21 protein-coding genes are annotated in these 18,441 nt (G+C 71.7%); 13 read left to right on the top strand and 8 right to left on the bottom strand.

Going from position 1 to position 18,441, the window contains the following annotated elements; translation table 11 throughout:
• Positions 1 to 6: 6 nt before the first annotated feature.
• From IPK24_07510 to IPK24_07485, 6 genes are all read right to left on the bottom strand, one after another.
• Positions 7 to 1,440 (bottom strand): CpaF family protein, encoded by a 1,434-nt coding sequence (locus tag IPK24_07510; GenBank protein MBK8075403.1) that lies wholly within the window; start codon positions 1,438 to 1,440, stop codon positions 7 to 9.
• 5 nt (positions 1,441 to 1,445) lie between these two features.
• Complete coding sequence (locus IPK24_07505) at positions 1,446 to 2,297, bottom strand: hypothetical protein (GenBank protein MBK8075402.1); 852 nt, start codon at positions 2,295 to 2,297, stop codon at positions 1,446 to 1,448.
• Positions 2,294 to 2,944: a hypothetical protein gene (locus tag IPK24_07500; GenBank protein MBK8075401.1), complete on the bottom strand. Its 651-nt coding sequence runs from the start codon at positions 2,942 to 2,944 to the stop codon at positions 2,294 to 2,296. Before IPK24_07500 ends, IPK24_07505 begins: the two co-directional genes overlap by 4 nt.
• On the bottom strand, positions 2,941 to 3,861 hold the full coding sequence (locus tag IPK24_07495; GenBank protein ID MBK8075400.1) for a hypothetical protein: 921 nt from the start codon (positions 3,859 to 3,861) through the stop codon (positions 2,941 to 2,943). The genes IPK24_07500 and IPK24_07495 overlap by 4 nt, the downstream gene beginning before the upstream one ends.
• Positions 3,849 to 4,460 carry a hypothetical protein gene (locus IPK24_07490; protein MBK8075399.1) on the bottom strand — a complete coding sequence of 204 codons (612 nt, stop codon included), beginning with the start codon at positions 4,458 to 4,460 and terminating at the stop codon, positions 3,849 to 3,851. The genes IPK24_07495 and IPK24_07490 overlap by 13 nt, the downstream gene beginning before the upstream one ends.
• Before the next feature lie 234 nt (positions 4,461 to 4,694).
• Complete coding sequence (locus IPK24_07485) at positions 4,695 to 5,309, bottom strand: hypothetical protein (protein MBK8075398.1); 615 nt, start codon at positions 5,307 to 5,309, stop codon at positions 4,695 to 4,697.
• 91 nt (positions 5,310 to 5,400) lie between these two features.
• Between IPK24_07485 and IPK24_07480 the strand changes: the two genes are divergently transcribed.
• Genes IPK24_07480 through IPK24_07455 form a run of 6 tightly spaced genes read left to right on the top strand, consistent with a single transcriptional unit; the run spans position 5,401 to position 10,363 of the window.
• Positions 5,401 to 5,613: a hypothetical protein gene (locus IPK24_07480; GenBank protein MBK8075397.1), complete on the top strand. Its 213-nt coding sequence runs from the start codon at positions 5,401 to 5,403 to the stop codon at positions 5,611 to 5,613.
• A 5-nt stretch (positions 5,614 to 5,618) separates the two neighbouring features.
• On the top strand, positions 5,619 to 6,293 hold the full coding sequence (locus tag IPK24_07475) for a hypothetical protein (GenBank protein MBK8075396.1): 675 nt from the start codon (positions 5,619 to 5,621) through the stop codon (positions 6,291 to 6,293).
• Positions 6,227 to 6,373 carry a helix-turn-helix domain-containing protein gene (locus tag IPK24_07470; GenBank protein ID MBK8075395.1) on the top strand — a complete coding sequence of 49 codons (147 nt, stop codon included), beginning with the start codon at positions 6,227 to 6,229 and terminating at the stop codon, positions 6,371 to 6,373. The genes IPK24_07475 and IPK24_07470 overlap by 67 nt, the downstream gene beginning before the upstream one ends.
• The gene (locus tag IPK24_07465; GenBank protein ID MBK8075394.1) at positions 6,370 to 7,197 is read left to right on the top strand and encodes a bifunctional DNA primase/polymerase; all 828 of its coding nucleotides are present in this window, start codon (positions 6,370 to 6,372) and stop codon (positions 7,195 to 7,197) included. The genes IPK24_07470 and IPK24_07465 overlap by 4 nt, the downstream gene beginning before the upstream one ends.
• Positions 7,194 to 8,966: a hypothetical protein gene (locus IPK24_07460; protein MBK8075393.1), complete on the top strand. Its 1,773-nt coding sequence runs from the start codon at positions 7,194 to 7,196 to the stop codon at positions 8,964 to 8,966. The genes IPK24_07465 and IPK24_07460 overlap by 4 nt, the downstream gene beginning before the upstream one ends.
• Complete coding sequence (locus tag IPK24_07455) at positions 8,963 to 10,363, top strand: hypothetical protein (protein ID MBK8075392.1); 1,401 nt, start codon at positions 8,963 to 8,965, stop codon at positions 10,361 to 10,363. Before IPK24_07460 ends, IPK24_07455 begins: the two co-directional genes overlap by 4 nt.
• Before the next feature lie 674 nt (positions 10,364 to 11,037).
• On the opposite strand, the gene IPK24_07450 is transcribed toward IPK24_07455, so the two are convergent.
• The gene (locus IPK24_07450) at positions 11,038 to 11,394 is read right to left on the bottom strand and encodes a hypothetical protein (protein ID MBK8075391.1); all 357 of its coding nucleotides are present in this window, start codon (positions 11,392 to 11,394) and stop codon (positions 11,038 to 11,040) included.
• 1,140 nt (positions 11,395 to 12,534) lie between these two features.
• Between IPK24_07450 and mobC the strand changes: the two genes are divergently transcribed.
• The 7 genes from mobC (at position 12,535) to IPK24_07415 (ending at position 17,829) form a co-directional block, all read left to right on the top strand.
• Positions 12,535 to 12,783: a plasmid mobilization relaxosome protein MobC gene (mobC, locus tag IPK24_07445; GenBank protein MBK8075390.1), complete on the top strand. Its 249-nt coding sequence runs from the start codon at positions 12,535 to 12,537 to the stop codon at positions 12,781 to 12,783.
• A gap of 189 nt (positions 12,784 to 12,972) precedes the next feature.
• Positions 12,973 to 13,539: a hypothetical protein gene (locus tag IPK24_07440; GenBank protein ID MBK8075389.1), complete on the top strand. Its 567-nt coding sequence runs from the start codon at positions 12,973 to 12,975 to the stop codon at positions 13,537 to 13,539.
• 794 nt (positions 13,540 to 14,333) lie between these two features.
• Complete coding sequence (locus IPK24_07435; protein MBK8075388.1) at positions 14,334 to 14,486, top strand: hypothetical protein; 153 nt, start codon at positions 14,334 to 14,336, stop codon at positions 14,484 to 14,486.
• Positions 14,487 to 14,565: 79 nt separating this feature from the next.
• Positions 14,566 to 15,036, top strand: coding sequence for a hypothetical protein (locus IPK24_07430; GenBank protein ID MBK8075387.1), 471 nt, complete (start codon positions 14,566 to 14,568; stop codon positions 15,034 to 15,036).
• 62 nt (positions 15,037 to 15,098) lie between these two features.
• Positions 15,099 to 15,401 carry a hypothetical protein gene (locus IPK24_07425; GenBank protein ID MBK8075386.1) on the top strand — a complete coding sequence of 101 codons (303 nt, stop codon included), beginning with the start codon at positions 15,099 to 15,101 and terminating at the stop codon, positions 15,399 to 15,401.
• Positions 15,392 to 17,455, top strand: coding sequence for a tetratricopeptide repeat protein (locus IPK24_07420; protein ID MBK8075385.1), 2,064 nt, complete (start codon positions 15,392 to 15,394; stop codon positions 17,453 to 17,455). Before IPK24_07425 ends, IPK24_07420 begins: the two co-directional genes overlap by 10 nt.
• Positions 17,365 to 17,829, top strand: coding sequence for a tetratricopeptide repeat protein (locus tag IPK24_07415; protein MBK8075384.1), 465 nt, complete (start codon positions 17,365 to 17,367; stop codon positions 17,827 to 17,829). The genes IPK24_07420 and IPK24_07415 overlap by 91 nt, the downstream gene beginning before the upstream one ends.
• A gap of 108 nt (positions 17,830 to 17,937) precedes the next feature.
• Here IPK24_07415 and IPK24_07410 read toward each other — a convergent pair whose 3' ends face one another.
• Positions 17,938 to 18,429, bottom strand: a complete 492-nt coding sequence (locus tag IPK24_07410; GenBank protein MBK8075383.1) for a DUF4913 domain-containing protein — start codon at positions 18,427 to 18,429, stop codon at positions 17,938 to 17,940.
• Between the last annotated feature and the right edge of the window lie 12 nt (positions 18,430 to 18,441).

Here is an 18,441-nt window from a genome sequence, read left to right as displayed (position 1 = left end):
GCGCGGTCATCGTGGCCCCCCGGTGAGGGCGCGGTGGGCTGCGCCGTCGTCATAGGCCTGGTGGTAGCGGGCGTCGTCGTAGCCGGCATCGGCCAGCAACCGCCACCTGGCGATCTGCACCTCACCGTCGCGGACGGCGCGGCCGTCGTCCGGTGACTCGGTGAAGATCCGGGACCGGGTGACGCGTCCCTCGCTGCTGCCGGTGACCTCGAGGACCTCGGTGACGGTGCGGCGTCCACCCAGGCGCGGGTTCTTGCGGACGAAGACGATGAGGTCGAGGGCCGAGCCCATCAGAGCGTGGGTGACCTCGAACGGCATGCCCTCGTACTGGGCGGCGTAGGTCGCCAACCGTTGGAACACGTCGGCGGCATCCCGGGCGTGCAACGTCGACAACGACCCGTCGTTGCCCTGGCTCATCGCCGAGAGCATCTCGACGACCTCGGGGCCGAGCACCTCCCCCACGATCACCCGAGACGGGTTCTGCCGCCGGGTGCGGCGCACCAGTTGCCCGATCGTCAGGCCCCCGCCGCCGTCGGCCGACGGGAGCACCTCCTCCATCTCGGCGACGTCCCAGTGCAGTTCGGGGTGCATCCGCACACCGAGCTCGAGGGCACGTTCGACGGTGATCAACCGCTCGTGCGGCGGGATGCAGTTGATCAGTGCGCGCAGCAGCGTGGTCTTGCCGGCATCCGTGGCCCCCGCGATCACGATGTTGCAGCGCGCCGTCACCGCGGCCTGCAGGAACGCCGCCAACTGCTCATCGACGGTGCCCAGGTCGAGCAGGGTCTGCGGCGCCGTCCCGCTGCGGGCATGCCCGGCGCGGCGCGCGGTCGCGGGCACGGCGGCGAGGAACATCTGCGGGAACCGGTTGCGGCGCACCGAGATCAGTGGCCGCTCGGAGGCGGCCATCACCGCCGACAACCGGGACCCGTCGGGCAGGCGTAGATCCAGCTCGGGGTGAGCGGGGGTGAACGGTCGGGCGTTCAGGCCGGCGTAGGCACCCAGGGTGCGCACGACGTCCACCAGGTCTTCGTCGCTGGCCGCGACCGGGCGACCGCGGACCTTGCCCCGCTCGTCGGCATAGGTGATCCACACCTCGTCGCAGCCGTTGATGTCGATGTTCTCGATGTCGGGGTCATCCAGCAGCTCCTGCAGGGCACCAGCCCCGAACATCGCGGCGTCGATGGCCTCCACCAGCCGGCGGTCCACGCCAGGATCGGGCAGGTCGGCGCCGGCCGCGAGCAGGGTCTGCATGTGACGAGCGACCACCTCGGCGGCGTGACTCATCGCCAACTGCCGTTCATCGGCCGGTGCCAGTCCCGCCAGGCCCTGCTGCTCGCGCGTCTGCTTGTGCCGGGTCATCAGGTCCGCGACCCGCTCCTGCAACGCCCGCACCAGGGCGTAGTCCACGTCGGACGCCGCCGCGTGGGTCGCGCTCACCGCGCTCACCGGGTGGCCCCGGCCGCAGCAGGGGCGACCTGGGTGTTCTCGCCGGGTCGCGGCGCGGTCAGTTCGGGCCACCACCGCCCGATCCCCTCGACCAGGCGTGACATGGACGCCACCAGGTCGCCGCGGCGCCGTCGACGCGGCGCGGGGTTCCCGGCCCGCAACGCTGCCGCAGCTGCCGGGTCGTGCCACACCGATCCGACCACGGGCACGGGTGAGCCGGCAGCGGCGAGCATGGCCGCGATCTGGGCCTCGGCAGCGCCGTGGTCTCGACGGCTGGTGCGGACCACGACCCCCACGAGGCCGCGGGAGCGTGATGGGTCGCCGAGGGTGTGGACCAGCTCGTTGACCCGGTCGCGGGCGTGATAGAGCCCTTCGACGCTGTGGCTGGTCAGCACCAACACCGCGGACGCCGCCCGAGCCAGCGGCGCCGCAGGGGCGCCGCCGTGGAAGCGGCCCAGGTCGGCGACCACCAGGTCCGGCCAGGACGCGGCGTGCGCGGCGACGCCGTCCCACAGTGGGCGAAGCGGCGAGAACGCTGGGGCGGCAGGCGGTGCCGGGATCACATCGATGCCCCACCGGGTGGGTTGGGCGTAGCGGGGCAACGCCTGGGGCGCGAGACCGGAACGGGCATCGGCGGCCAAGGTGATCAGCGACGGTTCGGCAGGCAGCAGGGCGCCGTCCGCGGGGGTCAGGCCCGCCTCGTCGGGGCGGCGTCCCCAGAACGCCAGGTCACCGCCGCGGGTGTCGGCCTCGAGCAGGACGGCGCGCCGCGGCCAGGCCATCGTCAGGGCCAGAGCCGTGGTGCTCACCCCCGGGGATCCCTTGTCGGCGCAGACCGCGAGGATCATCGAGGAGCCACCTCGATCACGGCGATCCGTCCCGCGCCGCTCGCCGCGGCGACCGCGCCGGCGCTCTCCCGCGGCACGATCAGGGTGAGCACGCTGCCGCCGGTCTGCGCCGGATCCTCTCGGACGCTGTCGACCCGCGCCGAGGTCACGATCACCTTGGCGGGCTGCACCCCGGACGACGTGCCCGCACCGGGCAGCGCCACGACATCGACGGTGTCGCCAGGGCTCAGACCACCGGCGGGGATCTGACCGGACTTCACGGCCACCCCGACCGCGGCCTGCGCCGCGGACAGGGCCGGTTGATCGGTGAGCATCGAGCGCTGCAGCAACATGTTCGGCAACAGGTGCACGGTCGCGGTCTGCCCGACCACCGAGTCGAGATGTGAGCCGGCCACCGCGGTGACCCCGCCCGCCACGGCCACGGTCGAGACGTCCGTGCGTTGCACGACATGCCCCGCCGGGACGTCGGCGACCACCACGACGACCGGCACCTTGGCCCCGGCCCGCAGATACAGGAAGGCACCCAACGCGGCGAACCCCAGGATCAGGGTCACCGCCAGCGCCGCCCAACCCGGACGACGCTGCCGCGTCGACAACGGAGTCCGGGCCGGCGCCGGGGCCTGCGGGGCACGCACGGTCGTGGTCATCGGGTCACCACCTGAATCTGTTGCACCACAAAGGATGTCGCGGTCGTGGTCTGCATGTCGGGCAGCACGCCCGAGGTCCCACCCGAGCCCTGCCAGGTCACGGTCCACTGCACCGACAACGTCGCGGTCAGCGGCCCGGACCGGGTGATCCGGGTGTAGCGGTGGGCGCACACGTCGGAACCGGGCTCGGTGTCGGCGTCGACCTCGGTCCAGGCGCGGCCCGGCCCGGCGCAGGTCACCGGCGCGGCGCCGTCCCCGGGGTTCAGGACCATGCGCGTCGGGCGGACCGTGACAGTGGCCCACTGTGCCCCGGCCCGGGCGGTGGCGGTCCGCGGCTGCCAGGTCGCGGGCGTCGTCCACCACCACGTCCACAGGTTCACCCAGGTATAGGGGGAACCGTTGTCGTTGTTCGCCTGCGAGGGTGAGCGCTGCACCACCGGCTTGGGCAGCTGCACACTCGCCAGCGCCTGCAACGCCAACTGCTCGGGAGTCACCCCTACTGGAGGCGCGGCCAACCACACCCGCCGCGTCGACGGCGTCAACGCCGTGGTGCACAAGTAGATCGCCCCGGTGGTGTGGCCTCCCCACACCGGATCGGACAAGGCAGGAGGGGGCGAGTACGCCCGCAGGTAACACTGCAAGGCGTTCGACCACGAGCCCGCGCTGCTCGAACACGGCACTGCGACGAACATCGATCCCTGGCGAACCGAGCAGGGTACGGCGGCGCCATTGTTGGACGGCGGGCGAGTGGGGTCGCCCGGGCTCGCCGGTTGCCCGACTCCCACGTCGCAGACATCGAACTGAGGGTCACACCCCACGACGGGCGGCGGGGTCGCGGCCGCCATGGCCGGTGCAGCGTGCAGCAGTGCAGTGGCCAGTAGCGTGGCCAGGGTCAGGGCCGAGGTCAGCCGGTGCATGTCGCGGTGTTGTCGGCGGTGATCTTCGAAACTCCCCAATGGCCTTGATACTGGATCACTTCCACCTGCAGTCGATAGGGCTGCGGCACGCTGGCCGGCTTGGCGGGGATGTCCTTTCCGGTGGCCAGGGAGTACGCCGTCCAGGTCGGGGCAGGGGTCGGGCAATTGCTGAGCTCGACCATCGGGTAAGGCTGGGCCGCCAGATCCACCCTGCTCACCGTGATCCGGGGCGTCGGCGGCGAACCTCGGTAGGCGACCTTGTCCGAGGCCAACCCCATCACGAACGCGATGTACTGGCCACGCAGCGGATCGAAGGAGTAGTTCCGGAAATCGGATGCTCCAGGCTTCGGCTCCGTGGCCAGACGCCCCGGGTTTCGGGCCGCCTCGAGTCCCGCAGCGAAGAACGCACGGTAGGCCGCGATGGCCGGCTCGGCGCGAGGGTCCGCCGAGGGCGTCGGCGAGGAAGCGGTACTGGGTGAGGCGGAAGCCGTTGTCGCCGAGGGTGTTTCCAGCTTCGGGGTGTCGGTGCTGGTGCACCCTGCGAGAACGAGAGCAAGCGTCAGGGCAGGCAGAACCCGTCTCGTGGCCCAGCGAGGCACGCGCGCTTCCCCTCTCGACACCGACGGTGGGCCAGACCGTCGGTGAAGTCTCAGTTGTCCGTTTCGTTCGTTCGTCGTATCCAAGGGAACCCCCGGTTGCACTGTCAATACGTTGCGATCAACGAACACGAAGCGACCGTGCTTGATCGCAGAGAGCAGCCGCGGTTACCCCGAACGGGGGTATGCCATCACCGCGTTCACCGCGGAACGCACACGCGTTGCTCGATCTCGCCGTCAGTTGGCGGGTGGGATGAGTCCTTTGACGCGGGCGCGGTGGATCTGGCCGCGGACGGTGTTGAGGGTGACGTCCTGGCCGTCCTCGACGAGGGCTTGGTGGACGTAGATCGAGGGGCGGTGGGCGGAGTCGCCGCCGGCGGCGACGGCGCGGTTGAACAGGTCGGCGACGAGTTCGAGTTGGCTGCTGGCGGCGCGGGGTCCGGTGCTGCGGGGCCGGCTGGGGGTGGTGAGGGATTCGAAGGTCCGGGCGGCGGCTTCGCGGGTGGCCTTGTCCAGGCCGCGGGTGGTCGACTTGGTCGCGAGCAGGGCAGCGAGTTTGGCGCGGGCGGCTTCGGCGATCTCCCCGGCCCGCAGGGACCGCAGGGCGGGGTGGTTGACCTCGGCCAGTCCGGTCTCGCCGGGGATCGGGGTGCCGTCGGTGTCGAGGGTGAAGCTGCGGACGTCCAGGCCGACGAGCATGGTCCGTCCGTCGACGCGGGCGAGGTGGCAGGTCAGGTGGAACGGGCCGTCGGCGTCGGGCCAGGCCAGTTGGACCGGGGTGCCGTCGGGGGCGGGGGTGAGCCACTCGACCTCCTGACGGGAGGCGGCCGACCGGCGTCCAGTTCTGCTCACGGAACCCAGCCTAGCGCGCAGGTAGAGACCGGGCGGTCCCAACAACACTGAATACTAGCACGGTCCTATTATTCCGTAGTAGTTTGCGTTCATGAGTCCTCGCCAGCGCGATCGGTCCCTGCCGGACCCGGATGCCGAACCGACGATCTCGGTGCCCCGTGCGGGCCGGATCCTGGGGATGAGCAAGAACGCCGCCTACGCCGCCGCGCGGGACGGCCGGTTCCCCACGGTCGCGATCAGCCCCTACCGGCGGGTGGTGCTCACCGCACAGTTCCTCGAGCAGTACCGGCTGCGGGGGCGGTGAAACCGGTGAGGCCCGAACCGGTCCCGGCCCTCGTACCCCGACCTGCGGCGTCCCGTGGCGTGGTGGGGGTGCGGGTGGTGTGGCCGCTGTATCTGGGGATGGCGGTGGCCGGGTCGGCGGCGGTGGTGGCCAGTGCCTCCACCCTGGCCGCCTTGGCGCGGGTGGCGGGCTGGGCGGGCTGGACTCCGTGGCTGCTACCCGCCGCCCTGGATGTCGGCGGCAGCGTGGGCGGCTGGTGTTGGCTACGCCCGGGGACGCCGCCCCGCGCCCGGGATTTCGGGCGTGCGGTCGCCCTGGTCGGTGCCGCGGGAACCCTGGTCGGCAACGCCGCCGGCCACCTGATCGCCGCGCGCTACCTGCACCCCGGGCCCGGCCTGGTCGTCATCGTCGGCGCCGTCCCCGCCGCCGTCCTGGTCGCCCTGGTACACCTCGCCGCCCTGCTCACCGCCACCGATCCCCCCCCCCGCCCGACACCCAGCCGCACAGCCCGCCACATCCAGCCCCCGACCGCCGCGCCGGAGCGTCCCGCTCCGCAACCGGCCACGACACCCCGCTGCCTGCTGCGGCGGTGCGGGACGTCGTCCTGGGGTTGCTCGATCAGGCGCCCGCGACGGTGGCCGAGCTGGTCCAGGTCAGTGGCCGGCCGCGGTCGACGGTGGTGGGGCAGTTGCGGGTGCTGACCGAGGCCGGGCTGGTGGCCCGGGATGAGACCAAGCGGTACCGGCGGCTGCCGCGCCCCGTGACCGAGGAAGTGGCATGAGTCGCCGCCTGGCCGAGCCGCACGCCGTGCTGACCGCGGCGTTGGGCCTGGCCGCATCGGGGTGGCCGGTGTTCCCGTGTGTGCCGGGGATGAAGCGGCCGTTGACCCGGCACGGCCTGCTGGACGCCACCACCGATACCCAGCAGATCCGGTGGTGGTGGGAACACGCCCCGACCGCGAACCTGGCCATCCCCACCGGCGCCGCCACCGTGGACGTGTTGGACATCGACCGGCGCCCCGGCGGATCGGGGTACTCGGCGATCACCACCCTGGCCGAGGCCGGACTGCTCGAGGACTACATCCGCGCCGTCGCCACCCCCTCCGGGGGCATGCACCTGTACTTCCCCGGCACCACCCAACCCAGCGGCCGACTGCCGGAGAAGTTCATCGACTTCAAGGCCAGCGGCGGCTACGTCCTGGTGCCACCCTCGGTCGTCGACGGCGCCTCCTACGCCGACATGCGCATCCACCCCCGGGCCGGCCGCCCCCTGGACTGGCCCGCCCTCCGCACCCTGCTCGCCCCACCCCCGCCCGCGCGACCCGTTAGCCCGCAACAAGTTCGGACCGGGACGACGTCGGTGCAGGTGCTCGCCGCCTGGGTCGCCACCCTGCCCGAGGGGCGCCGCAACAACGGGACGTTCTGGGCCGCGTGCCGGGCCGCCGAGGAAGGCCACACCGACCTGCGGGCGATCGTGCACGCCGCCGTCCGCGCCGGGCTGCCCGAGATCGAGGCCCACCGCACCGTCGCCTCCGCCCAACGCATGGTCGCCCGCACCCGCCACGACCCACCCCACCCACCGACCGCCGTCCGGGGCCGACGGTGACCACCCCGATCGCCGAACCCACCCCCGAACAACGCGCCGCCCTGGACGCCATCGACGCCGCCCGCCACCCACCACCACCGGAGCTGCCGCAGCGGGCCCGCACCGACGACGCCAACGCGCTACGGCTGGTCGATGAGTACGGCGGCACCATCCGGCGGCTGGCGGACATGGGGGCCTGGTGGTGCTGGCAGGACGCCGCCTGGGGACGCGACCACGACGAGGCCCACATCCGGGAAGCCGCCCGCGGCCTGGCCCGCCACCTACCCCAGGAGACCGTCCTGGAGAAGTCGTTCAAACGGAACTCGCTGTCTTCGGCCGGGATCGCCGGCGCCGTCCGCGTCGCCCAATCCGACCCCCGCATCTCGATCCGTGCCGCCGACCTGGACGCCCACCCGCTGCTGCTGAACACCCGCGACGGCATCATCGACCTGGCCACCGGCACCCTGAGGCGCCACGACCCCGACCTGCTGCTGACCCGGATCACCGCGACCGGCGTCCGCCTCGACGCAGCCCACCCGCGGTGGACGGCGTTCCTGGACGAGACCTTCGCCGGGGACACCGACCTGATCGGCTACGTGCAACGCCTGGCCGGGCTCGCGTTGATCGGGCAGGTCCGCGACCACGTCCTGCCGTTCCTGTACGGGGTCGGCGCGAACGGGAAAACCGTTCTGCTGCTTGTCCTTCAAGGACTCCTCGGCTCCGCCGACCTCGGCGGCTACGCCGTCGCCGCCCCCGACGGATTCCTCATGACCGGCCGAGACACCGCCCACCCCACCGAGATCGCCCGCCTGCGCGGCGTCCGGCTCCTGATCTGCTCCGAGCAGTCCTCCGGGCGACGCTTCGACGAAGCCAAGGTCAAACGCCTCACCGGCGGCGACATGCTCACCGGACGCTTCATGCGCGGCGACTTCTTCGACTTCACCCCAGCCACCTCGTCGTCATCGCCTCCAACCACCTCCCCAAGTCCGCGAAGGCGGACCTCGTTCTGGCGCCGCGTCCGCCTCATCCCCTTCACCCAGGTCGTCCCCGAACACCGCCGCGACCCCGACCTGCACCACCGGATCCTGCACGAGGAAGGACCCGCCGTCCTCGGCTGGGCCATCCACGGCGCCATGCACGTCCTGGCCACCGGATTGAACGACCCCGACCAGGTCCGCGCCGCCACCGAGGACTACCGGATCAGCGAAGACACCCTCGCCTCGTTCCTCCGCGACCACTGCCTCCTCGGCGACGCCCACTGGGCCGAGGTCGGCGCCGTCCGCGCCGCCTACGAACGCCACTGCCACGACATGGGCGCAGAACCCCTGTCCGCCAAAGCCCTCACCATGCGCCTGGTCGCAGAACACGGCATCACCCAAGCCCGCCTCTCCCGACCCTCCCGACGCATCTACCGCCACATCGCCCTCCTCGACCCGACCACCAACCCGAGGAGCCCACAACCCCACGATGACCAGGCCCGACCACCCCCTGCCCACCCCCTGACCCACCCACGTCGAGACCGCCAGCTATGCCCTGGCCTGTGTCCTGGACGACGAACACCTCGACCTCGACGTCCGCCTCACCCTGCTCGATGCCTTGCGGATCCTCACCGACGTCCGCCCCGCCTACGCCCCATCACCGAACCGTTGGTGGCGATGACCCTGGTCGAGGGCCTCGGCCATGCCCGCCGCGCCCTAGTCACCGTCCTCGCGGTCTCGTCCGATATCGGTGACCTGCTCCGTGCCGCCCGCACCGCCCAGGTCCTCGCCGCCCTACCGGCCACGCCATGACCTACCGGACGAACATGTCCGAACTCGCCGCCACCCTCGCCCGCAGCATCACCGCCGGCAGCCCGATCCCCGACAGCGACCTGGACGTCGCGCTCACCGGATACCAGGCCACCCTGGACCTACTCCGCGGCATCCACCGCGACCTGACCGGATCCAGCCAACACGCCACCCCACGCCTGATCAGCGAAGCCGAACGCAACCCCGTCGGACTGCTCGGGACCCTGCTCGCCGACATCCCCCGCCTCGCGCCGCTCTCACCCACCGAGGCCCTGACCCAACCCACCCGCTCGGGTGCCGGTGCCCGCTGGCAACAGGTCACGCGCAACGCCGTCCTGGCCGCCGGGGCTTGGGACGCCGCCGGCCCCACCGCACACCCCACCGGGCAAGCAGCCTGGACCGAACTCGCCGACATCGCCGCCCTCACCCAAGGAGTGCTGGCGGCCTCCGACGACCTGGCCACCTCCCTGACCCACGCCGGACGCCACAGCGACGCCGACGCCGTCAAGATGGACCGCCAATCCGGTCTCGGCGTCGCCGCCGAACACACCGGACGCCGCGCCACCACCACCCAGCCCCACGTCACCGTGAACCTGCCCCCGCGCCGGCCACCACCCCCTGCTGCCCCGCAACGCCCGCGACCTACCCGAGGCGTTCCACCGACTCACCGACCTCCTGCACGGCGCCAGTGCCGTGGCGCCCGCGACGTCGAACTCATCGCGTTGACCATCGCCACCGCCGCCCACCAGGGCAGCCAACCCCTGGCCCGCACCGGCCTACCCCACGACGCAGCCCTCGCAGGCGTGCTGCGCGAACACGCCGAACTGCTCGCCCGGGCCAGCGACACCACCCGCCGCCTGGCGACCATCGCGCCCAGCGACCCTCGGCCCCTCGCCCAAGCCCAGGGCATCCACCAACTCCTCGCCGGGATGCGCCGCACCACCACCATCCCCTGCGGACGTCGCCCGCGGCTACGCCGCCGAACTCACCGCCCTGACCACCACCCTGGACGACGTCACCCGCCACCACCTCGAAACCGGGCGATGGCTCACCCCCCTGGAATGTCAGACCGTCGCGCCCAGCTGGGGCAGGGCCGACCGCCGGGCCACCGAGCCCCGCATCGCCCACCAGATCCGCGCCGCCGCCGACCACCTCCGCAACCCCGCCGCCCGGCGGGTCCTCCCCACGCCGACGCTGGGAATGTCGATGGCACCCCGACCACAGCAGGTACTCCAAGCCGCGTTAGCAGCCGTCACACCGAGCCGAGGCGCCCACCTGGCTTCCGGGCCGCAGCGAAACCGTGGCCGCTAGCGTTGATCAGACGGACCCGCCGAACATCGGCTTGGCCCCATCCACGGGAAGTTCAGTCACGCGCGACGGCAAGGGACGGGGGCCGGTGAGGGCTGACAGGCGCTGGGACTTCACCCGGATCGCCGAGATCCCACTCAGCCGGGGACAGGAGCTGGACGCGGTAGGCTCCCACCGGGGCGCCTTAGTGGACCGGCTCGGGGACGCATTCGCCATAGTCGACCACCTCGAGGGCCGGGCGTTGAAGGCGTCGTGCGTGCCTGGTCGCGGCGGGCCCCCCCCCGGCCCGCCCCCCCCCAGGCCGCGCGGGACCTGCTTCATCTGCCGCGAGGTCTGCTGTCAGGATCGCGATGGTGGACCGCCCGGTCGAGGCCCGTGCCTCGTACGCGCGCCACAGCGACTCGCCCAATTCCACCCGGCCGCGGCTGGGGCTTTCGAAGCCGCTACCGACCGCCGAGGACGCTGCTGCCGATCTCCTCGCGTCACCCCGCCCACGCCGGCTCTCGGTGACGCGGATCTCGACCCCAGACGGCCGGTTCAGCTTCTGCGCGGTGCACGTGCCCCGCGGCCTTCCTGGACACCGCTGGACGCGGAGGCAGTGCCGCCGCTCGTTCAAGCACTTGCCGTTCGTCTCGAAAGAGAAGAACCTGACGCCCGCAGCGATGCACGGGCGTCCGTGAGGCTTCGGACGCCAACGGGTTCGCAGGTGATCGTCACTGAGGTCGCCGCGGTCTTGGACGCCGAGAACACTGAGAACTTCGTGTCACTACTGGACGGGCTGACCGACGACCTCAGCTGGTGCTCTTTCGAGTTGTCGGAGTGGTGGGGTGAACTCGCCGGTGGTGCAGACGCGGCAGTGACGCACCCGTCCACCAGGGCGTCCGCTCAGGGACCGTTCGAGGTTGCTCCAGCGACCCCAGACGTGGCCGGCGTCCTCGCAGGCCCGCCGCAGCGAGCAGTCGGGGCACAGCAGTTGGTCGTCGTCGATCTGCCAGCGGGCCTGGGCGGCGTAGTCGAGTGCGGCGGCGAGGCTGACGAAGGACGGTGGGTCTTGGGTCGCCGTCCAACCGTCGCCGCATCGACTGCACGCGATGGTCACTGGTTCGTCAATGGTGGCGGTCACGTCGGCCTCTCCCGGCTCGTGGTCAGACCCGGGGGCGTCGTCGTCCGAGGTTGACCTCTGCCATAGATGTAGGCCACCGACGCCGGGGACATCGACCGCGGCGACGGTGTCTGTGGACAGGCCAAGTGACGTCCCGGGGTGTGGACGACGCAGCCCGCCGCCGTTCACCGCAGCGTTGGCCGTCGGGTGGGGTGTGGTGGTCATGGCCGTGCAGCGTGGCCACATGGGGTTACGCGAGGCGTCACCCGTCGCCGGCCACGGTCCGGGGTGACGCCACAGCCGACGCCGGATGACGGCCTGCGGCGACGGCGCCACGACGGGTCACCCTCACCCGTCGCATAGACCCGCTGACGACGGTCGACTCGACCGTCACCCCGGTGGGTCGGGCGGGGTGACGCAGGTCAGCGGCCCGTCACCCCGATTCGCCCACCCGTTACCCCACCCCGACGAGTCCGTCACCCACCCACCGACCAACCCCGTCGTCCCGGCCGAGAACGCGTCCGAACCAGGCGCGGTGGCCGGCCGCTTGGGGGTGATGACGGATGACGGATTCGGGGGTCGTTGCCATATCCCCCGCGTACGCGTAGGCGTACGCAGGTAATAGCGACAGAGGGCCTGATCCGTCATCCGTCATCACCCCGGTGGGAATACCTGACCCGCCGGCATCGAGGTGGGCGCGGATGGCCTGGACTGCCTTGAGACCGACCCCTGCATAGACCCCGCCTGTGTCCTGTGGCGCAAGTCGTCACGGACGCCGCGGGCCGTCCTGGACGCCGTGACCGCCCACCCCGTCGGATCTCTTGCCCACAACCCAACCTGACCGCTCGCCGCTGCTGCCGCGAGCGAGGTCGATCCGCGGGCCTGGTCCCGGGGGTGGCGGTCCTACTCACCGCGTCCTCAGCCCTGCTGCCTGCCCGGGCAATGACGCGCCGCCGGTCGGCTCGTAACCGGCCGAGGGCGATGCTCGGTTCGTCCCTGCGGTTCCCGGTGCGGCCCGGTGCGCCTTCTGGTTTCAGGCGGGAGCGAGCTAGAGCTAGCGCCGGTGCTACGCCCGGCGCATGCTGGTGGAACGGCCCAGCGGGGCCGTACCACTACGGCCGACCGGGCGCGGTCGACCCCCGAAACTGCCCGGGGTGTGCGATGACCGGGTCGCCAATCGGCGGGCGTGGGGCATCGCCGCGGTTGGTGCTGGCAGAGGTGATGGAGGCGACCGCGGCGGTCAACCGGGTCGGGAACAACCTCAACCAGCTCGCCCGGGAGAAGAACACCACCGGGCAGCGACCGGTCGGATCGCTCGAAGCGGAGGTCCGGGTACTGGTGGCGTTGCAGCGCCTGGCCGAGGCAGCCGACCGCGCGGCCGGGCAGCCCCCTTGCGGAGGCGGATCGTGATCGGCAAGGTGACCCGAGGCCGGGACCTGGGCGGGTTACTGCGGTACCTGTTCGGCCCAGGGACGAGCCAACGAGCACACCCGCCCGCGCCTGGTCGCCTCCTGGCGCGGCGACGACGGCCCATCCCTGGCCGAGCTCGCGCCCGCCTGCCGGGCCGGTCGCCCGGACGTCGCGGACCTGACCGCGCGGATGTTGTTGCCGTTGCAGCTGCAACCCGACGTCGATCGCCCGGTGTGGCAGTGCTCGATGCGCACCGCCCCCGGCGACCGCACCCTGACCGATGCCGAGTGGGCGAGCATCGCCCGCGACGTCGTCCACCGCACCGGGTTCGCTGGCCACGGCGATGACGCCGCCTGCCGGTGGATCGCCGTCCGGCACGCCGACGACCACATCCATATCGCCGTGATCCTGGCCCGAATGGACGGCCATCCGGTCGAGGTGTTTCGGGACTGGCCCAAGGTCCACGCCGCCGCCCGCGCCGCCGAACGCCGCCTCGGGTTACAGGCCGTCGCCATGCCCCATCGGACGTCGTCGCGAGCACCGACCCGCGCCGAACTCGCCAAGGCCACGCGGACCGCAAACCCCGAGACAGCGCGGCGGTGGCTGACCCGCCAGGTCCGCGACGCCGCCAGCCGTGCGGGGGCCGGGGCAGAGTTCGCCGAGCAGCTCGCCCGGCGGGGCGTGCTGGTGACCTGGCGCGAGTCGCAGCGCACGCCCGGGCAGGATCACCGGGTATGCCGTCGGGCGGCCCGGTGACCTCGACGCCGCCGGGCGGCAGGTCTGGTTCGGTGGATCCAAGTTGGCCGGCGACCTGTCCCTGCCCAGACTCCAAGCCCAATGGGCAACCGGTCCGAGGTCGCCAGAGATGGCTGCGGAGGCGTCGCGGGGTCGGGAGACGGTAGCCGCACGGAGGCTGGCTGCTGGCGATCGGCCTGCGATCGGCGCGCTCTGGCGCACTATGTATCGGGTGGCAGCACAGGTACCGATGGGCCGTCGGCCGTCCAGTGAGGTGGCTTACGACCTCGCGGCAATCGCCAACGCGGTCCTGCGTGCCCGGCTGCCTCGCTCGCCCTCCAGGCGCCGGTCCGGCCAGGGCCGCGAACGACCTTGGTGAGGGTGAACCAGGTCCTTCCCTGGACTCTGGGCACTCGCCGTTGCAGCCGTGGATGTGATTGTTGGTCCTCGCGGGACTGGGTTGATCACTAGGGTGGCGTAGAGGGGTCGCGGCGGGGCCGTTGGGCTGGCTCTGAGTCAGGGCGGGAGGTGGGCGGGTGTCCTCGTCCGACAAGCAAGGTGCGCGCGGTATGGCACCGGTGGCCGGCTACGAGGTGGCGGTGGCGGTGATCGGACTCCCGGTGGTCGCTGGGGTCGATGCCGATGCGCTGCCGTCGGGATGAAGAGGCGTTCGGTGCCCGGGGCCGCCACGCCACCGAGACGCGTTCGCGGATCGCGGCGGTTGGCGATGAGGCGGTCCGCGTGGCGACCGAGGAGTTGGCCCGCCAAGTCGGGTCACGGCCCGCCGGTTCGCCGAGGTCCTCGACAACGAACCGGTGAGCGATCCAGCGCCGGGAGATTTCGGTGTGGAGTCGGTACAGGTCACTTTCGGGGTGACGTTGAGCGGTGGAGTGCAGGCGTTGTTCACCGCGCAAGCCGAGTCCAGTGCCCAGGTGACGCTGACGCTGAGCCGCCGACCCAGGGCTTGACCCTTCGCGTGGACAGCGAGGGCGTGTGATGGGGATGCGGGTCGGACGGATCCTTACCGACGCTGAACGAGCCCGCCGCGTGGCCGCTGAGGACGCCGCGGGCCGGGCGGGGGAGCAGTTGCGGTCGGCGTTCGCGGTCAGTGCGGGGCACGTGCTTACCGCGTGGCACTGCGTGCGGGATCTGCTCGACGGTGGCGAGCCGCTGTGGTTCCGGTTGCGCGCGACCGGCAGAGGCCAGGCCTACGACTACCTACCCGTGGTGCTCGCCGACCACGACACAGCCTGGGATGTCGCGGTCCTCACCGTCGACGACGACCGGCTCAGGCAGATCGGGCTGGACCTTGCTCGAGCCACCGAGGTGCTCGCGGCCGCGGTGATCCCGTTGGGGATGGAGGTCAAGCCCGGGCCAGGTCCGGGTACTCGGTTTCCCGTCCAACGCGCCGACATCCGCCGACCACGACACCGAACTCGCCGACGTCGCCGACGTCGCCTTGCCATTGGGTTCGGTGCATGCACTGAAACTGACCGGGCCGGCGTTCGCGGCGTGTGACCCGGTCCACCCTGCGGGGATTGTCCGGCGGTCCCGTGGTGCGCAGGTGTCGCGTCGCCGGGATGGACCGGGATGTTGCGGTGGCCCTGGTGCGGGCGTTGCCCCGCGGCCAGGAACCGGGAGTTGCCTTGGGTGGCAGCTTGGTGGCTACGCGGATCGAGGACGTCGCGGGCGTGCCGGCGATCGCAGCCGCGTTGTTGCCCGAGGCCCGACCCGACACGTACCGGGTCGGCGTCGATCGGCAGGTCGAGACATCGCTGGTGACGATGTTGCGGGCGTACGCCGCGATGGTGGACTTCTTCGGCCGCAAGGCCAGGTGGATGGACGAACTGGTGCCACGACGGGATAGTCGGCGGTGCTTCTGAGCGGTCCGGCCGGGCAGGGCAAGACCCGCCTGGCACGCAGGCTGCTGGAGGTGGTCCTCGGCGGTGGCGGGTGGGCCGGGGTCCTGGTCCGAGGGGCCGGAGACGTGGGTGCGGTGCGGGATCTGTTGCGTCGTGCCCGTGCCAGCGATCATGCGGTGTTGGTAGTCGTCGACTATGCCGCCGAATTCGGTGCCGTCGTCCTGAACGAGTTGGTCGAGACAATGACCGGTGAGGACGTCGCCGGTGCCCGGTGGCGGATACTGCTGGTGGCCCGTCACGGCGGCGACTGGTGGCAACCCGAGGGTGCCCGCGCCAACACCGGAGTGCAGGCACAGTTGACCCGCCGTGGCGCCGCCGTGGGCGAACCAGTCGAGTTGTCGGCGCTGGCCTCGACCAATACTGGCGACCGGCGGGCAGCGTTCGCGCGTATCCGGGCCGGGCTGCGTCCGGCGGTGGCTGCTTTCGCCGCCGTCCACGCCATGCCCCTGGCCGACCCGGCGACCGAACCGGACCTGGCCGACGCGGATCTCGGTTCGGCGCTGATGCTGCACCTTGCCGCTGTGGTTTCGTTACTGCCCGCCGCCGGCCCGGAGAGGGAACCGAACCGGGGTGCGTCCGCGGGCAACCTGGTCAACCGGGTTCTGGACCTGGAAGCTGAACGGCACTGGCTCCGCCGACCCGAGCCGCTGAGCTGTATCCGCCGACCCGGCAGCGTTGGAGACCTCGGGGACGGACCCGGGGTGGCTGTGGTGGAGACTGCGGTCGCGGCAGCCACTCTGGTCGGGGCCGCGAGCCGGTCGGAGGCCACCGCCGTGATCCGGGTCGCGTTGGGCGTCGATGCGCATCGCGCCGCGGCGATCGCGGACTGGTTGCACGACCTCTACCCCACCCCGGAGGCCGGGGCTGGTTGGCTCCCACCGCTGCAACCCGACCGACTCGGCGAAGAGCTGATCACCCGAGTCATGCGCCGCCAGCGCGACGACGGCATCGCCGATGATGACCTCTTACCCCACACTCTGCTGCGGGCCGTCCACGGCGGCAGCATCACGGCAAGGCACGGGCTCGGCCCGGCTCAGATCCATCGCCTGCTCACTGTGCTGCTGAGGGCAGCAACGCGAGCCCGGGATGTCGCGGATCTGCTCGCCGCTCCCGACGGCACCGGTGGCCTCGTGGCGGCCGTGCCTGGACAGGTCGACATGTCCGTGGTCGTGGCGGCCTTGCCCCGATCGAGCCGCTACCTGCAACCGGCAGCAGTCGCCTTGACCCGGCACGCCCTCTCCCATCACGACCAAGCCCATCAAGGGTGGCGCGAGGCGCCTTCTGACGAGCACGGTTTCCCCGCTACCGCCCAGGGTGCCCGTTTGCTGAACAACCTCGGGATCAGGCTGTCGGACCTGGGGCGGCGCGAGGAGGCCCTGGCCGTGACCGAACAGGCCATCGAGATCTACCGGCGGTTGGCTGCGGCCCGACCCGACGCCTTCGACCCCGACCTCGCCATGGCGCTGACCAGCCTCGGGATCCGGCTGTCGGACCTGGGGCGGAGGGAGGAGGCCCTGGCCGCGACCGAACAGGCCATCGAGATCCGCTGGCGGTTGGCTGCGGCCCGACCCGACGCCTTCGAACCCGACCTCGCCACGGCGCTGAACAACCTCGGGATCCGCTTGTCGGACCTGGGGCGGCGGGAGGAGGCCCTGGCCGCGACCGAACAGGCCGTCGAGATCTACCGGCGGTTGGCCGTGGCCCGACCCGATGCCTTCGAACCCGACCTCGCCATGGCGCTGAACAACCTCGGGGTGATGTTGTCGAATCTGGGGCGGAGGGAGGAGGCCCTGGCCGCGACCGAACAGGCCATCGAGATCCGCCGGCGGTTGGCTGCGGCCCGACCCGACGCCTTCGAACCCAACCTCGCCTCGGCGCTGAATAACCTCGGGGTCCGGTTGTCGAATCTGGGGCGGAGGAGGCCCTGGCCGCGACCGAGCAGGCCATCGAGATCTACCGGCGGTTGGCTGCGGCCCGACCCGACGCCTTCGAACCCGACCTCGCCAGGGCGCTGAACAACCTCGGGGCCTGGTTGTCGAACCTGGGGCGGAGGGAGGAGGCCCTGGCCGCGACCGAACAGGCCATCGAGATCCGCTGGCGGTTGGCTGCGGCCCGACCCGACGCCTTCGAACCCGACCTCGCCAGGGCGCTGAACAACCTCGGGGTCCGGTTGTCGAATCTGGGGCGGAGGGAGGAGGCCCTGGCCGCGACCGAACAGGCCATCGAGATCCACCGGCGGTTGGCTGCGGCCCGACCCGACGCCTTCGAACCCGACCTCGCTCGAAGTCTCTGGGCCGCGGGGTGGGTGGTGGCGAACGCTCCGCAGGGTCACGATCGAGACAGCGTCGACCGTGCGCTCACGTTGGCCCAAGAGGCCGTGGCCCTGTAGGTCACTCGCCTCAGGCGCCCCGCGGTGTTCGCTGGTGACCTCAAGGCTGCCCGGGACGCGATCAGCTACAGGATGCCCTCGACTCGGAGTGATCGTCCGGATCGGCCGTTACGTGGTGTGGACATTCTCAGCGGCCGAGCAAGCTCGTAGGGGTCCGTCGTCGGCGGTGATCAGCGGCCAGTGGTGGTCGAGTCCGTCGCGGTACCAGGCCAGGCGTGCCTGGGGTTGGGGCCAGTGGGTTTCCCAGGTGTGCCAGAGGGTTTCGAGGCGGTCGGCGACCTCTGGGTGGTCGGCGTAGCGGTGGCACCAGCGGTAGCGGTGGGGGCTGCGGTCGATCCGGGGGACGAGCCAGTCGTCGACCCAGTCGGTCCAGGTCGCATAGATGGTCTCGGTGGTGGTGGCGCCCAGGCCGTGGCGGGCGAGTTCGGTCATGAGTTCGTCGAGCAGGGCGCGGTCTTCGTCGCGTTGAACGCGTAGCCGCTCGAGTTCATCGGCCAGGGCGGCGAGGCTGCCCGAAGCCGGGTCGGCCAGCCGAGCAGCCGGTTCGGTGGATCCTCCTCCACCGGTGACGGTTGCCCGTTCGTGGTTGTCACGGAGCATGCCCTCCTCCTA

This window comes from Kineosporiaceae bacterium (assembly GCA_016713225.1).
Lineage (GTDB): Bacteria > Actinomycetota > Actinomycetes > Actinomycetales > Kineosporiaceae > JADJPO01.
The sequence above is the reverse complement of the archived record's forward strand: the minus strand, read 5'-3'. Positions and strand labels throughout refer to the sequence as shown.

Excerpts from the sequence above, each read along its gene's own strand:
- IPK24_07505 (MBK8075402.1), bottom strand. The coding sequence starts at position 2,297 with ATGATCCTCGCGGTCTGCGCCGACAAGGGATCCCCGGGGGTGAGCACC.
- IPK24_07500 (MBK8075401.1), bottom strand. The coding sequence starts at position 2,944 with ATGACCACGACCGTGCGTGCCCCGCAGGCCCCGGCGCCGGCCCGGACT.
- IPK24_07495 (MBK8075400.1), bottom strand. The coding sequence starts at position 3,861 with ATGCACCGGCTGACCTCGGCCCTGACCCTGGCCACGCTACTGGCCACT.
- IPK24_07480 (MBK8075397.1), top strand. The coding sequence starts at position 5,401 with ATGAGTCCTCGCCAGCGCGATCGGTCCCTGCCGGACCCGGATGCCGAA.
- IPK24_07465 (MBK8075394.1), top strand. The coding sequence starts at position 6,370 with ATGAGTCGCCGCCTGGCCGAGCCGCACGCCGTGCTGACCGCGGCGTTG.
- IPK24_07455 (MBK8075392.1), top strand. The coding sequence starts at position 8,963 with ATGACCTACCGGACGAACATGTCCGAACTCGCCGCCACCCTCGCCCGC.
- mobC (MBK8075390.1), top strand. The coding sequence starts at position 12,535 with ATGACCGGGTCGCCAATCGGCGGGCGTGGGGCATCGCCGCGGTTGGTG.
- IPK24_07440 (MBK8075389.1), top strand. The coding sequence starts at position 12,973 with ATGTTGTTGCCGTTGCAGCTGCAACCCGACGTCGATCGCCCGGTGTGG.
- IPK24_07425 (MBK8075386.1), top strand. The coding sequence starts at position 15,099 with ATGGACCGGGATGTTGCGGTGGCCCTGGTGCGGGCGTTGCCCCGCGGC.
- IPK24_07410 (MBK8075383.1), bottom strand. The coding sequence starts at position 18,429 with ATGCTCCGTGACAACCACGAACGGGCAACCGTCACCGGTGGAGGAGGA.